The following is a 14,592-nucleotide window of genomic DNA, read 5'->3' as shown; positions in this document are numbered from 1 at the left end:
GCTTACTTATTTTTGTAAGTCTTTTGATGAAAAATAGCCCGGTAAGATTTCGTTGATGTTTGTAATCACAAAATCTCCTTTTAGGTTTGCTAAGATAATTTGTGTGTGATCATCACAGAACTCAGCTAATACTTGTCTGCATGCGCCGCAAGGAGAAATTGGGCCGTCCGTATCTCCTACAACTGCAATAGCTGAAAACTGCTTGTCCCCTTCTGAAACAGCTTTAAAAATAGCCGTTCGCTCAGCACAGTTCGTCAATCCATAGGAAGCGTTTTCAATATTGCATCCACGATAAATCTTCCCATCGGTTGTTAAAAGAGCTGCACCAACATGGAAGTGAGAATACGGTACATGTGCTTGTTTGCTTGCTGCGATTGCTTCATCTATTAATTGTTTTGGCTCCACAGTCATCATCCTTTGCTTAGTTTACAGCAGGTTAGTTAGTACTAACCTGCTGTCATTTATTAATAATCAGAGTTGCTTAATTGACCTTTTGCAATTGATACGCCAGAGCTTGCACCAATACGTGTTGCACCAGCTTCAATCATTGCTTTTGCATCCTCTAAGCCTCGAACGCCGCCAGAAGCTTTTACACCTACATCTGGTCCAACCGTTTTTCTCATAAGCGCTACGTCTTCTACCGTTGCGCCTCCTGTAGAGAAGCCTGTTGACGTTTTAACAAAATCAGCTCCAGCTTTTACAGCTAGCTCAGAAACTTTTGCTTTTTCTTCGTCTGTTAAAAGAGCTGTTTCAATAATTACTTTTACTAGCGCTTTTCCTTTTGCAGCATCCACTACTGCTTGAATGTCGCTTTGCACTAAGTCATAGTTTTTATCTTTTAACGCGCCGATGTTGATTACCATATCTACTTCATCTGCACCGTTTTCGATTGCATTTGTAGTTTCAAATGCTTTTACTGCTGAAGTCGTAGCTCCAAGAGGGAAACCGATTACCGTACACACTTTTACTTCTGGAGCATCTTTTAATAACTCAGCTGCTTTTTTTACCCACGTTGGATTTACGCAAACTGAAGCGAATGAATATTCTTTTGCTTCTTGTGCTAAAACCGTAACTTGCTCTTCTGTTGCATCTGCTTTTAATAATGTATGATCAATAATACCCGTAATGTTTTGACTCATTTTGTTCTTCCTCTCTCTTTCTTAATGAATTTCTTTATAAATTAACGTTGGAGCTTCTACTTTTTCAGCGACCGTGCTGTAAGAATCATAAACGATATCCATTACTTCCTGTACATCTTCGCTATTGCTGTGGATTGTAACAAGAGAGTCGCCTTTTTTCACTGAATCTCCAACTTTTTTATTAAGCATAATACCAACTGCTAAGTCGATTTCAGATTCTTTTGTTGCACGTCCTGCACCTAGCTTCATTGCCGCTACGCCAATTTTTTCTGCAACGATTTCTGAAATGTATCCATCTTCTTTTGCTGGCACTTCAATTTTGTGCGCTGCATCCGGTAATTTAGAAGGATCATCTGCCACAGAAGCGTCTCCGCCTTGTGCGCTTAAGAATGTTTTAAATGATTCTAATGCTTTTCCGTTTTTAATTACTTCTTGAAGCATTGCACGCGCTTCGTCTAGGCTGCTTGCTTTTTCAGCAAGTACAACCATATGACTTCCTAATGTTAAGCAAAGCTCCGTTAAATCTTCAGGGCCTTCGCCTTTTAACGTGTCGATTGCTTCTTTCACTTCAAGCGCATTACCAACTGCAAAACCTAGAGGCTGGCTCATATCTGAAATGATTGCTTTTGTGTTTCGCCCTACGCCTTTTCCGATTTCAACCATTGCTTTTGCTAATTCTTCAGCGTCTTCAAGCTTCTTCATGAATGCGCCGTTCCCCGTTTTCACGTCCAAGCAAATGGCATCTGCTCCAGCCGCAATTTTCTTACTCATAATTGAGCTTGCAATTAACGGAATCGAATCAACCGTTGCTGTTACATCACGAAGCGCATAAAGCTTTTTATCCGCTGGCGTTAAGTCTCCGCTTTGACCGATAACGGCAATTTTATTTGTATTTACTAAACGAATGAATTCTTCGTTTGTAATTTCAACGTGGAAGCCAGGCACTGCTTCTAGTTTATCAATCGTACCGCCAGTGTGTCCTAAGCCGCGGCCAGACATTTTGGCAACCGGTACATCAACCGCAGCTACTAAAGGTCCTAATACAAGTGTTGTTGTATCACCTACGCCGCCTGTGCTGTGTTTGTCTACTTTAATACCTTCAATTTTTGATAAGTCAATTTGATCGCCTGATTCAACCATTGCTTGCGTTAAATTTACGCGTTCTTCCTGCGTCATTCCTTGAAAGTAAATCGCCATCGCAAATGCCGATAGCTGATAATCAGGTAAATCCCCTTTTGTATAACCTTCGATAATAAAATCGATTTCTGCTTTATTTAATTCATGTCCATTACGTTTTTTTTCAATTAAGTCAACCATTCTCATGACGTTTTCCCCCTAAAAGTATCTGCATATTGTGCATCCACTAAAACGTTTTCAACAACTTACACCCTTACTATATAATAGCTTTGAACAATTGTAAACAGATATATTTACATTTGTTCAAAAATATTTATAGCCGCTGTTTTAGTGAATAAAAAAAGACTTCCGCACTCGGAAGTCTTCCCTTATTTTTCAGCTTTTATCACAAATGACAACATGATTCGGTACTTATTCTTTACCTTTTTATAAGGAATTAATACGTATGGCTGATCAGGCGGCGTAAATCGTTCAATTCCTTTTTGATTAGCATCGGGAGAAAAGTACATTCTTCCCCACCGTTTAATGATATAGCCCGTGGTTCCTTTAGCAATTACCCCGTCTTTTGAGACGTCTGTTTGAAAAGGATACCTGTTTCGCTGTGCCTGCAGAGATGACGCAGAATAAGATGCAATATCTTCTACTATTTCAACCAGATAAAGCTTTTGCTCTTGAAAAAACAGCGTCTTCATCTCCTTTACTCTTGTTTATCTAATAAAAAGCGCGCCGTGAACTGATCCGTAACGAGTACATTTGCAAATTTCCCTTGCAGCGCTCCGTAAATGCTGTCGATTTTCTGATCTCCTCCGGCTACTAAAATGGCGTACTCTTTCTTCTTCAGCTCCTCCAAATCAAGTCCAAGCGTCCGTTCATCCAGGCTTTCATTGCAAATTTGTCCATCTTTATCAAAAAAGCGTGAACAAATGTCTCCTACCGCTCGGGAGGAAATCATCTCTACATCTTGTTCGGAAAAGTAGCCAAGCTGAAAAAGCAGCGAATCCGTTTTGATGGGGCCCGTAGTAAACACAGCAATGTTGGCTTGTTTGCCTAAATCTAAAATGCGCTTAATATGACGATCCGTTTCCATTGCTTTTTTAACTACCACGTGATCGACAATCACAGGCAGAGGAAGATGCATAGGAGGCGTATTGTATGCCTTTCCAAATAAGTACATAATTTCAGAAGCATATGTGCTCGTTTCCGAATGGCTTACTCCGCCTTTTAACTGCACAACCTGAACGTCATTCACATACTTTTGTTTTAAATCGATGGCCACTTGATAAAGAGTTGTTCCCCACGTCACCCCAATAATATCTCCATTTTTTACGATGTCATAGAGATAGTCAGCTGCTGCTACGCCTAGATGACTTTTAATAATGTGATTTTCATATTGAGGCACCGGTGTGACGATTGCTTTTTTTAGATTGAATTTTTGTTCAAGCTGAGAAGACAATTTTTCACTATTGATAGATGAATCCACAATTTTAATTTGAACAATGCCTTCTTCTTTTGCTGTCTGCAGCAATCGAGAAACCGTAGGCCTTGATACACCAAGCTTTTTTGCAATTTCACTTTGATTATAATCAAGAATATAATACATCCTTGCCGCTTCAATCACTTTATTAAATTTCTCTTGATCCATCTCCATCGACTTGTTCTCCCTTACCTCATGAATTTCTTATCCCAATTTTACCAAACTTATGTCTTTAGTTTACTTGTTTGGTGAACAAAATTTCAAGAGGGGATTTTGTAACTGAGATGAAAAGAGAAATACTCGGGTTTAAGGAGACCAGTTTTCTACGTATCCATTCATTCCAGCATACTCATAAAGAGCTTCTAACTTACGCTCCGAATAATAGTTAAAATCATTGTGAACTGCTGTTAATTTAAGATTCTCATTACGAACAAACATCTTCTCAAGATATAAGCTCTTAGCAAGTTTATTGCTCTTTTTTGTGTTGCAGCTTTGACAGCTTAGCACCAAATTCCACATATTATCTGATTGGATATAACTCCATGGAATAAAATAATCTACATGAGTAGCGATGCGTTTATCAGAAAGAACTTTCCCACAATAAAAACATTCTTTTGTTTCATATTTCCAAAGGATGTTATAGAATGCATGCAGCGATTCGCGTTTTGATATATTTTCCACTTTCAACAACACATCTTCCAACTTATTTTTGTCATTATGCTTTTCTAAAAATTTCGCCAAATGATAATTGGTTAAATGAGTAACAATTTGTCTATATTTTTGTAAAAAAAATATATACTGCTATTAAACTTTATGTATTCTGTTCTTTTATCAAACTCATAAACAGAACCTTCCATATCTCCATATAACGAACGCCCCTACTACATACCTTGCCCCCACTTTTTTAGTTCTTTCTACTAACTGCAATTGAAGATTACTTGGTAAACGATCAAATACTACTTTATTGGGGACACCATGCATTAACTGAAATTCCTTTAACTCTTTTTGAATTCCAGCTTGTCTGTTGGACGTATTTAATTGATTTAAATCATGATGAATAACCAAGTTCCAATATATTTTAGCAAATGAAAAATACACTTGATCAAACGTGAGGACTAACCGATTGTCAACATTATATAGGTTTTCAATTAAAGCTTTCATCAATCCATATTTATATGTTGTGGTAAAGTGACCATTAGCGAAAAATTGATTAATGATCTTCCAAATTTCTTGTTCTGTTAAATAAGTTTTTTTTATTTCTCCTACTTTTAAATTGAAACTCACCTGCCACCGCTCGCTCCTTCCACTATTGCACCACCAAACTACGCTTCTTCTGTTTCCACTAAATAAATTCGACCATCAAACTTCCCGCGCTCCTCTGCCTTCTCCTCACGCACTTTCTCAAGCTGTTCTGGCGTGGCCCCGTGCACAGCTGCTAGCGCGTGCATAACTTCCAGTAAATCTGCGAGTTCTTCAATGGCATCTTGATGCGTTTGGGCTTCTATGTATTCTTGAAGCTCTTCTTTTGCCTTTTTCTTCAGCTCATTTTGATACTCATCTCGCTGCAGCACGCGTGGTTTGAAGGTGTTTCCACTTTTTTCAATAATTGTGGGAATTTTATCTCGCACTAGCTTGTTATAAGTAGGCATTATTTTTTCCTCCCTCTCTTACCTTTCTAGTAAACTAGTATTTTTCAAATTCTGCTTGGTTTCCGTTAAACACATTTAAATCAATAAACGTTTCTTTACCTTTATAGCCGCTGGCACTCATTGCATTTGGAATTACCCAGCCTATACTCCATAGTAGAAATATAAAACTTACAAGAGCGGCTAATATAACTCCTACGGCAAGAAATCTGTTCTTCTTTTGATTTTCTTTATCTATTGTGTTTACCCCCTTTTTTAGAAAATACTTCTAATATTCTAACATAAAAAGGATTTTTCAAAGCAAAAGAGCCTACCAGTCTTTATTTGGAAATATAAAAAAACCACCTAAAATCAGGCGGCTCTTCTTTTATGCTGCGTCTTCAGATGGTTCATTATCTTTGGCTGCTTCTATAAGTAAGAAAATAGCCGTTAAGATGTGCATGATCATGCCGACAATTGGAATCCACGCAATAGCAGAACAGACAATTCCCATGATATGCCCTGTCCGAACTTTGTTTGTTTTAATCGCAAATACTAAACCTACAATATGCAATGCGAGCATTAAAATAAGCGGCGTGTAGGCTAGGCCAATAACCAAGGTCCCGCCTAGAATTGGAATCCCCCAAAGAGCCTCTAATCCTCCGCTGACCCATTTCAATATACGACTTGTTTTTCCCAATGTATCCTCCCCCTTTGTCTTCAATGTATGCACAGAAGTTTTGTTTCTGAACGGTTGTATATGAAAAAAGTGGTAAAAATACGTGTACTAAAAATAAATCGATAGTCCCATATAAAGATACGTTTTTATACGGGACTAGTGTAGTAGTGGAAAATGAATGAGAGGAAAAGGCTTTGTTTTACATGTAATAACGAGGAGCTCTTCGTCGAGAGAATGAAGTAAACATCAACAAAGAAGCCGAACTCAAAATGTAAGCTCGGCTTTTTCTTATATGATAAATAGAAGTATTATAAAATGTTTTTTGTATTAGTGTTCTCGACTCTTCTCAAATTTTTCAACAGCCTCAAAATCAAGTTCGGCTGATATCCAATCGCCTTTTTCCGGGAATTCTAGATTTCGAACGACTATTTTATTCGGCCCTTTTTTTTCTAAAATTTTCGCCTGGCAGTTTTTGTACATAACTACTTCTCGTTCTTTGATATCTGTCCACAACAAGTGCAGAACCCCTTTCAATTTTAAGAAGTTAATATTTCGAAACACTGTTTTACATTTTATTATATTTTTTTGGATTTGTTAATTTTTTTGTCTTGTTTTTCATAAAAAAATGATCAAAACGCTTTTTTCCACTACAATATACCCAAAATATCTTTTAACCTTTAAATATTTATGTTATATTTTTAAAATTGTATTACAAGTTTTTTGTTTTTCCCTTTTCGTTTCTCCTCTTTTCTTCTTTTTACGTATTCATAATAGACATCTCAATCTATACTAATACGTATCAAGGCTTAAAAGTTCAAAAGTATCTTAACATACTAAAAATTATTGGGTTGTTCCACTAGAAATCCAATCGAATTTACAAAAACTCCACCGAAAAAACTAGAGGCCTTTAGCCATACAAAAGACTGCTTTTACCGCATTTATATTTTAATGAATACTAACAACACAATTTGAGGTGCCAATAATGAACGTACTAACAAACGCCATAATTATCTTATTAGCTTATTTAATTGGATCAATCCCTTTTGCTTTAGTGATTGGAAAAGGGTTTTACAAAACCGATGTTCGCAAGCACGGAAGCGGTAACTTAGGAGCTACTAATACCTTTCGCACTTTAGGAAAGAAAGCAGGTATTATAGTATTGATCGGCGATATAGGAAAAGGCTCGCTAGCTGTCTGTTTACCGCTTATGATGAATAGTCACTTGCATATGCTTGTCCCTGGATTTATTGCTATTCTTGGACATAGCTATCCGGTTTTTGCAAAGTTTAAAGGAGGAAAATCTGTAGCGACTGCCGCTGGTGTATTCCTTGCATTTTCACCATTAGCTTTCATTCTAGGGATTCTTGCTTTTTTAATTTCTCTCAAAATTTCTAAATACGTATCCTTATCTTCACCTATTGGCGCATTGGTTGCCTTTTTGGCATCACTCTATATAGGTGATGTAGTATTAATGGTATTCGCAGCCGTTATTTTTGTTTTTATTACATGGAAGCATATTAAAAACTTCAAACGCATTAAATTAGGTACAGAACCTAAGGTACATTTTTAAACGTACTAAGGTTAGTAATCTTTAAATGGTGTTACCAAAAAGGTGTTCATGAGTTGAACACCTTTTTAATTATTTTAGTACGTCTTGTCCCAAGATAGACGTAAATTATGAAATTTATTTAAACATGCTCTTGATTATAGACTAAACAATACATTTTGCTGCTTTCTATATCTCATTTTGTAATTTGATATTTACTATTTAACCACCTTAAAACGATGAGTGTTAAGGCACCAGCAGCTAAATATAAGAAGCCTCCAACTTCTATTACATAGCCAAAAGGTGGAATAAGCTTTGGTAAAAAAACCATCCCTGCCAGAGAAATAAAAATTAAGACAAAGAGTAGAAAAAAGTCCTTAATCTTATTCGTAATTTTGTAAACAGATTTTTGTATCCATTTTAAAAGCAGAAAAACATCAAGAGAAATAATAGCTGCAACAATAACAAAAGTGACGATTGCCGTTCCGATATAAACAGTCTGGCTGCTATCCTTAACATAATGTACAACAATATTTCCTATCCCGCTTACTATAGCCATCAAGCTTGCAAGCTGTAACAATAAAAAGCTTATAAAAAAAGCAGTGCTTTTTAAGGGTTCTTTAGGTAACTGTTTAATCATTTCATCACAGTACGTCTTAAGGTTTTCTCCAAACACCTCTTCAGCACGCTTCCCTTCCGCTTGTGCGTCAATAAGGTGATCTAAAAGCTCCATCAATAATTCTTCAGCCTGCTGTTCAGAAACTGACACACTTGTTCGAATGTAAACAAGCATATTATCATAGTACTCTTCATTTTCCTTGGTCAGCTCTCTTCGCTTCTTATTATTTAATTTAATTAATTCCTTAGCGGTCATTGTAAAAACTCCTATTCAACAATTTATCTACAGGGTTTTGAATGTTGATCCATTCCTCTTGGATTTCACATAATGCTCTCTCACCAGATGCCATAAGATGATAGTACTTTCGTTTAGGACCCGAAGGGGATGCTTTCATTTCTCCCTTTATTAATCCCTCCTTTTGAAGACGTAGTAAAATTGGGTAAATCGAACCTTCACTCACATCATTTAATCCATATTGTTGAAGCTTCTGGGATAGCTCATAGCCATAAACCGTTTCTTTTTGAATGATTGATAAGATACACCCTTCTAAAATTCCTTTTAACAATTGACTTCTCAAAGACATATCGATTTCTTCCTTTTCACTATCTTGTTATACAAGATACATTTTTAAAGTAAAGCTACCTTGCAAGACAAGATAGCTTTACATCACTCATAATAACCTATTTATGGTAAGTATTCAACCATTTATTTACTTTTTTCATTAAACCACTTAACATAGTAATCTTTTTAGTAAATTTGAATAAATAAATGAAACCTTTCCTCTCCACTAACCGTATACCTATCATGCACGTATTAGTTAAAGGAGGAAGACTTGTGCTAAAACGAATTTCACTGTTTATTTTCGTTAATATTTTAGTATTAATTACAATCACAACGATTACATCTTTATTAGGTGTTCAAAGCTATATGGGAAGCAGCGGTTACGGCGGCCTGCTGGCATTTAGCGTCATTGCCGGCTTCAGCGGCGCGATTATTTCTCTTATGATGTCACGCTTAATGGCCAAGTGGATGATGGGTGTTCAAGTTATTGATGAACGTTCCCCTCAAGGTGAATACGAACGATTTGTTCTAGAAGAAACGCACCGACTTGCATCTGTTGCAGGATTAAGAAAAATGCCTCAGGTCGGAATTTATCACTCGGCGGAAGTTAATGCTTTTGCAACGGGGCCAAGTAAAAGACGCTCACTTGTTGCTGTTTCAAGCGGAATGCTTGAACGAATGGACCGCGATGCGATCAGCGGCGTTATCGCTCACGAAATAGCGCATATTAAAAGCGGTGATATGGTCACAACTACGCTGCTGCAAGGAGTATTAAACACATTCGTTATTTTCTTCTCTCGTTTAGTAGCCAAAGCGGTGTCAAACTTCGTGCGAGAAGAGTTTGCGATGGTTGTTTATTTCCTTACATCGATTGTATTTGAGATTCTCTTTAGTATCTTAAGCAGTCCAATTATCTTCTGGCATTCAAGAAGACGTGAATTCAAAGCCGATGAGCTTGCAGCTAAACTCGGCGGCAAGGAAAAAATGATTTATGCGTTAGAATCGCTTCGTCATACTACTTCATTAGTAGATGACCGTCAAAAATCAATTGCCGCTTTTAAAATTAGCGGTAAAGAAAAATTCTCACGCTTATTTTCTACTCATCCACCGCTTGAAAAACGCATTGAGCGCTTGCATTCACTGTAAGCAGACAAAACCAGCTTCTTTAAAGAAGCTGGTTTTTTTATGTTATGACTGAGGAGCAAGCACACGTGCAGCTTCCCACAGCAAGACGCCTTCTTCATTTTTGGTTAATTCCACGTAGCCTTCTTTTTCTAGATACGTAAGCTGGCCGTACACTTCTGAGAAAATAAAGTCCGGTGCTTTTTGATACATATCCGGGAAAAAAGCTGCGCTGACTTCAAGCGTTGTTTTCTTTCCTTCCCCCATCGCTTGTAACACGCGCAGCGCCCATTTATGCTGCTTTTGAATACGTTCCATAATTAAAGAATGAATGTCACTAAGCGGTTCACCATGTCCGCTGTAAATCAAATCAATGTCGTAGTTCAACGTTTTTTCAAGAGACGCTAAGTAGTCCAGTAGCGGCGTTGGCTTAGGATTTTGAATGGTTGGCTCTAAATATGGATTTGACGGTACTTTTGGCAAAATATGATCTCCGCCAAACGCGACTTTTTCTTTTCGATTGTAAAACATCAGCTGACTCAAAGAATGTCCCGGCGCTTCAATTACTTCCCACTCATTCGCATACGGAAGTGTATCGCCTTCTTTTAAATAGCCTGCCAGCTTCTGCCCTTTAGGTGAATAAACTTGAATCGCAGCCGTTGCTTTACGAAGCCATTCTTCCATTACATCATCACTGACTCCAAACTCTATAAGGAAATTACGGTATAACTCATTATGCTGCTGAACAAACTCTTCATCTTGGAAAATCCAAGGCTCCACAAGCTTATGACCGTAAACCGGTATATCACTCGGCAGCCATTCTAAAAATCCAGTGTGATCCGGATGCTGGTGAGTTAGAATCACTTGTTCAATATCTGTTACTTTATATCCTTCTTTATGAAGCGCCTCTTCAAAAACGCTCCACGCTTCTTTGGTTTTCATACCTGCATCAATTAACGTTAACTTGTCTGCTTTTAATAAAAACACATTCACTGGTCCAATTGGAAATGGCGTAGGCAGTTCAATGCGTATCACTTTATGATCTAAACTCATTTTACCAAACCCCTATATCTGCATTCTTTTTACTTTTTTATACTGTTAAACGTCTTATTCTTTTAATTAGTCAATTTCCTGCTAACGTCTACCTGTAAAAGTACTCTGAGCAGCAGTCATTACATAGCTCTTTGCACTCGTACAAACAGTCACATAAACTCATACTATTAATAGTTTAGCAGGTTTGAAGACAAATTGATAAAGGAATGCTTTCCAGTGTACTTATTTAAAGCAAACGAATGGTTCATCAAACGAAAAAAGTAAGATAGAATAAAGAGACGAAATGATGATATAAGGAGTATAGGTTATGATTAAAGCGATTTTTCTTTTTATCTTAGCGGGTCTTGCTGAAATTGGCGGAGGCTATCTGATTTGGCAGTGGCTGCGCGAGGGAGCATCAAGCTGGTTAGGACTTCTGGGCGGTATTGCTTTGGTGCTGTACGGCGTTATTGCTACGTGGCAGTCGTTCCCCGACTTTGGACGTGTATATGCAGCTTACGGCGGTATTTTTATTGTTTTAAGCCTGTTTTGGGCGTGGTGGGTTGATAAAAAAATGCCCGATACATACGATTGGATTGGCGGACTTGTGTGTCTGATTGGCGTAGCGGTTATGCTTTGGCCAAGAAGTTAAGTAATCACACAGGAAAGAGCGCGCTTTCTCCCTTTTTGTAAGAAGAAGCAAAATAAAAAGTAGCCTATATATAGGCTACTTTTTATTTATCACTTATTGAATCTGCCGAAAAAGCCTTTTCTTTTTTCCTTAAACGTATTAGGTCTATGTAAATTAAATAAGTGTTCGATGCCATTTTCCATCATCTTTTCTAGCAAAGCTTCTTGTCCATGCTGGAAATAGTACTCCATTTCTTCTTCATACAAAGGGAGAAGCGTATGGAAATAGACTGGCCACTCTCCGTGGGTTTCTTTTCCGTTTTCAAGATACGGCATCATAAATGCCTCTTGGCACTGCGGCAAAGGAGGCACGACCATAACACCACAAAAGCCGCTTTCTGGTGAATACGGTTGAACCTGTAATGGCAGCTTCACTTTTTCACCTATTAACGTTCGTTCATAGGTATCCACGTAGCGATCCAGCTCTTGATTTGGAAACACCATCCACTGACCAATCCAATTCATATGGTTTACCGCAAAGCTTCCTACTTGATGCATGACTTGTGGAATCCAGCTGTACCGTTTATCTTCAAACGGATCTTGATCTGCATGCATCACCAGTTCAACGTACGCGCTGTCTAATCCAGGGGGTGCCGGCAGGCGAAGCGTACTATAACCATGTGTTGCTACCGTATAAAACGGCACTGATTCTGTAGGAGCCATTTCATAAAAAGCTGCCTCTGTCACCTCAGCTGACTCTGCTTCAACACGGCGGATAATCGGCCCATAATATGCTTGTAAGTGAGCTTCCACATCCTCATCGAGCGATTCGCGAACAAATGGATTTAACTCTTCAACTGAAGCTTCTGCTTCCTGTGATGACCATACTTCATAGAAAGTAAAACCGGTTAAATCACTTCGAAGAATATAATCGCGTACGTCATCTGATACATAAATTTCTTGAGAGATTATTGGAAAATCTCCGAAGCGATGCTTGGTTGATTTTGTACGGAAAATATGACTCTTTTTCAATTCGTTTTCTATAAATGCTATTTGTTCAAAACCGCCAAACTTATTAGGTATTGAATTGTCATAATCAATACATTCTAAAATATTTGTAATATTAATTGCATAATAGTTCTCGTCATTGTGAACTAACCGTAGTATTTCAGCACTGTCTGTTAAATAACTGCCTAAATGCTGAGTAGCCTTTTCTGAGAAAATAGGGGGATTCGAACGCCCTTTATATGTTATGTAGTCCTTATACTCTCCTTCTTGAAAAGTTTCCATCGCAATAGATTCCCAGCTGTGCTGAAGTGACTCTCCCATAAGTCCCCTATCGAAAAGATCTTCATTCTTTTGTTTATTCTTTACTGTCAGTTGAATAGCTTCTTCGGTGCAATACATTTGCCATATTTTCATCAGATCACCTAGTTCTTCATTAAGCTTTTTATATGTACTTACACGCTCTTTTGCATGAGCAAGCAGCGAACTTGCTTCATACACTTTACCCATTAAATTCCCTCTTTTATCACTTTAATTAGAAAACCATCAAACTTTTTGTATTTAATCTAACTTTTCCCTATATTATCCATTATAAAGTTTCAGCTAACCTATCTAAATAGGAATATATAACCTTTTATGCACAATTAATTCTACCATAAAGATAGAAACCTAGAAGTATTAGGCTTTTGATTGCAAAAAAAGACAACCTAAAGGTTGTCTTTTCCATTACTTCAACTCAGCCCATCTTTTATCTAATGATTTTAATAGCTCATCTTCAGATGTTTGGCCGCCGATGTATTCTTGTACATCTGCTCCAAATTTTTGCGTTACGCCTTCAGGGAATTTTGTCCATTCCCAAGGAAGCGTTTTTTGCTCCTTAGAATATTTAAGAAGTTCTTCACCTAAAGGTCCGATGTCTTTTGCTTCAATTGACTTAAAGGCTGGAATGTACTTGAAGTCTTCTACTAGCGCTTTTTGACCTTCTTTAGATGTAACCATCCAGTTTAAGAAGTCTTTTGCTGCTTTTTTATCTGCCGCTGGTGCTTGTTTGTGAATAACCCAGTTACTTGGAACGTCAATTGCAAGCTTGTCAGATGCAGCTGCATCGTCGCTTAGCGGCATAGGTAGAATCCCTACATCCATGTTCGGCGTAATTTTATCAAGCATTGGCTGAATCCAGTTTCCTTGCTGAATCATCGCTGCTTCACCGTTCGCAAATTTCGTTACTTGCGTGTTATAGTCCGTCGTTAACGGATTTTTATTTCCATATTTCACTGTTAAATCAAGCAGCTTTACATACTGTTTGAACTGCTCGTTTCCTTCAATTTTCGTACTGCCGTCATTTAATCCTTTAATAAATGCATCCGGATCTTTTTGACTGGCAAATGGAATGTTTAAGCCGTGGTTTCCAAGCACCCACCACTCGCCGTAGCCGATAGAAAATGGCGTAATACCGGCAGCTTTTAGCTTTTTAGCCGCTGCTTCTAATTCCGAATATGTTTTTGGAAGTTCTTTAATGCCTGCTTTTTTGAACAGTTTTTTGTTATATGTAAATCCATAGCCTTCAAGACTGATCGGCTGTCCATATACTTTACCGTCCATCGTCATTGGAGTAAGTGTGTTTTCGTACGCGTCATCAATCCAAGGCTGATCCGATAAATCTTCTAATTTATTTTTCCACGTTTTCGCCTCTTGATATCCTCCGTTTGTGAAAAGGTCGGGTGCATTGCCCGACGCAAACTGCGCTTTTAAAGCTGCTGCACCGTCAGCTCCTCCACCAACCGTTTGGATATTGAACTTCACGTTTGGATGTTCTTTTGTATATTGATCAGTTAGAGCTTTTAGCTGATCTGCAATTTCTACTTTTCCTTGAAATACATCTACTACTACTTGATCTCCGCCGCTTTTTTTATTACCAGATGCGCTTTCGTTTGAACATGCGGTTGAAAATAACAGCGTAGCCGATAAAACACCTACTGCTAAAGGCCATTTTTTCATTTTAAATGCCATTTTCCGTTCCTCC

Annotated in this window: 18 protein-coding genes; 3 read left to right on the top strand and 15 right to left on the bottom strand. The window is 37.9% G+C overall.

What is annotated here, in order from left to right:
• Positions 1–6 precede the first annotated feature (6 nt).
• The 10 genes from ACXAE4_RS13635 to ACXAE4_RS13590 form a co-directional block, all read right to left on the bottom strand.
• Positions 7–405, bottom strand: a complete 399-nt coding sequence (locus tag ACXAE4_RS13635; protein ID WP_013057475.1) for a cytidine deaminase — start codon at positions 403–405, stop codon at positions 7–9.
• Between the two features lie 59 nt (positions 406–464).
• Positions 465–1,139, bottom strand: a complete 675-nt coding sequence (gene deoC, locus ACXAE4_RS13630; protein ID WP_014459662.1) for a deoxyribose-phosphate aldolase — start codon at positions 1,137–1,139, stop codon at positions 465–467.
• A gap of 21 nt (positions 1,140–1,160) precedes the next feature.
• Positions 1,161–2,462: a pyrimidine-nucleoside phosphorylase gene (locus ACXAE4_RS13625; protein ID WP_013057477.1), complete on the bottom strand. Its 1,302-nt coding sequence runs from the start codon at positions 2,460–2,462 to the stop codon at positions 1,161–1,163.
• A gap of 182 nt (positions 2,463–2,644) precedes the next feature.
• The gene (locus ACXAE4_RS13620) at positions 2,645–2,968 is read right to left on the bottom strand and encodes a hypothetical protein (protein WP_289577905.1); all 324 of its coding nucleotides are present in this window, start codon (positions 2,966–2,968) and stop codon (positions 2,645–2,647) included.
• A 5-nt stretch (positions 2,969–2,973) separates the two neighbouring features.
• Positions 2,974–3,924 (bottom strand): sugar-binding transcriptional regulator, encoded by a 951-nt coding sequence (locus ACXAE4_RS13615; RefSeq protein WP_034327688.1) that lies wholly within the window; start codon positions 3,922–3,924, stop codon positions 2,974–2,976.
• A gap of 132 nt (positions 3,925–4,056) precedes the next feature.
• A complete protein-coding gene (locus tag ACXAE4_RS13610; RefSeq protein WP_223546674.1) occupies positions 4,057–4,431 on the bottom strand; it encodes an HNH endonuclease domain-containing protein in 375 nt (124 codons plus the stop codon).
• A 156-nt stretch (positions 4,432–4,587) separates the two neighbouring features.
• Positions 4,588–5,034, bottom strand: a complete 447-nt coding sequence (locus ACXAE4_RS13605) for a hypothetical protein (RefSeq protein ID WP_289577907.1) — start codon at positions 5,032–5,034, stop codon at positions 4,588–4,590.
• A 38-nt stretch (positions 5,035–5,072) separates the two neighbouring features.
• A complete protein-coding gene (locus tag ACXAE4_RS13600; protein ID WP_155010074.1) occupies positions 5,073–5,399 on the bottom strand; it encodes a nucleoside triphosphate pyrophosphohydrolase in 327 nt (108 codons plus the stop codon).
• Positions 5,400–5,763: 364 nt separating this feature from the next.
• Complete coding sequence (locus tag ACXAE4_RS13595; protein WP_028412954.1) at positions 5,764–6,075, bottom strand: hypothetical protein; 312 nt, start codon at positions 6,073–6,075, stop codon at positions 5,764–5,766.
• 306 nt (positions 6,076–6,381) lie between these two features.
• Positions 6,382–6,570, bottom strand: coding sequence for a hypothetical protein (locus ACXAE4_RS13590; protein WP_016764545.1), 189 nt, complete (start codon positions 6,568–6,570; stop codon positions 6,382–6,384).
• A gap of 466 nt (positions 6,571–7,036) precedes the next feature.
• Between ACXAE4_RS13590 and plsY the strand changes: the two genes are divergently transcribed.
• On the top strand, positions 7,037–7,624 hold the full coding sequence (gene plsY / locus ACXAE4_RS13585) for a glycerol-3-phosphate 1-O-acyltransferase PlsY (protein WP_289577912.1): 588 nt from the start codon (positions 7,037–7,039) through the stop codon (positions 7,622–7,624).
• A 172-nt stretch (positions 7,625–7,796) separates the two neighbouring features.
• Here plsY and ACXAE4_RS13580 read toward each other — a convergent pair whose 3' ends face one another.
• Together ACXAE4_RS13580 and ACXAE4_RS13575 are read right to left on the bottom strand one after the other, a co-directional pair.
• Positions 7,797–8,474, bottom strand: coding sequence for a DUF1129 family protein (locus ACXAE4_RS13580; RefSeq protein ID WP_155010072.1), 678 nt, complete (start codon positions 8,472–8,474; stop codon positions 7,797–7,799).
• Positions 8,464–8,802 (bottom strand): PadR family transcriptional regulator, encoded by a 339-nt coding sequence (locus ACXAE4_RS13575; protein WP_155010071.1) that lies wholly within the window; start codon positions 8,800–8,802, stop codon positions 8,464–8,466. Before ACXAE4_RS13575 ends, ACXAE4_RS13580 begins: the two co-directional genes overlap by 11 nt.
• Before the next feature lie 251 nt (positions 8,803–9,053).
• Between ACXAE4_RS13575 and htpX the strand changes: the two genes are divergently transcribed.
• Positions 9,054–9,926: a protease HtpX gene (gene htpX, locus ACXAE4_RS13570; protein ID WP_045292267.1), complete on the top strand. Its 873-nt coding sequence runs from the start codon at positions 9,054–9,056 to the stop codon at positions 9,924–9,926.
• A gap of 42 nt (positions 9,927–9,968) precedes the next feature.
• Here htpX and ACXAE4_RS13565 read toward each other — a convergent pair whose 3' ends face one another.
• Positions 9,969–10,955, bottom strand: coding sequence for an MBL fold metallo-hydrolase (locus ACXAE4_RS13565; RefSeq protein WP_155010070.1), 987 nt, complete (start codon positions 10,953–10,955; stop codon positions 9,969–9,971).
• Between the two features lie 307 nt (positions 10,956–11,262).
• Here ACXAE4_RS13565 and ACXAE4_RS13560 point away from each other — a divergent pair, with 307 nt between their 5' ends.
• Entirely contained in the window at positions 11,263–11,586 is a 324-nt protein-coding gene (locus ACXAE4_RS13560; protein WP_014459650.1) for a YnfA family protein, read from the top strand.
• Between the two features lie 89 nt (positions 11,587–11,675).
• On the opposite strand, the gene ACXAE4_RS13555 is transcribed toward ACXAE4_RS13560, so the two are convergent.
• Together ACXAE4_RS13555 and ACXAE4_RS13550 are read right to left on the bottom strand one after the other, a co-directional pair.
• The gene (locus tag ACXAE4_RS13555; RefSeq protein WP_155010069.1) at positions 11,676–13,079 is read right to left on the bottom strand and encodes a suppressor of fused domain protein; all 1,404 of its coding nucleotides are present in this window, start codon (positions 13,077–13,079) and stop codon (positions 11,676–11,678) included.
• Positions 13,080–13,295: 216 nt separating this feature from the next.
• The gene (locus tag ACXAE4_RS13550) at positions 13,296–14,579 is read right to left on the bottom strand and encodes an ABC transporter substrate-binding protein (protein WP_155010068.1); all 1,284 of its coding nucleotides are present in this window, start codon (positions 14,577–14,579) and stop codon (positions 13,296–13,298) included.
• Positions 14,580–14,592: the final 13 nt, after the last annotated feature.

Source organism: Priestia sp. ABM2_011, assembly GCF_056158845.1.
This window is presented reverse-complemented; position numbering and strand designations above follow the sequence as displayed.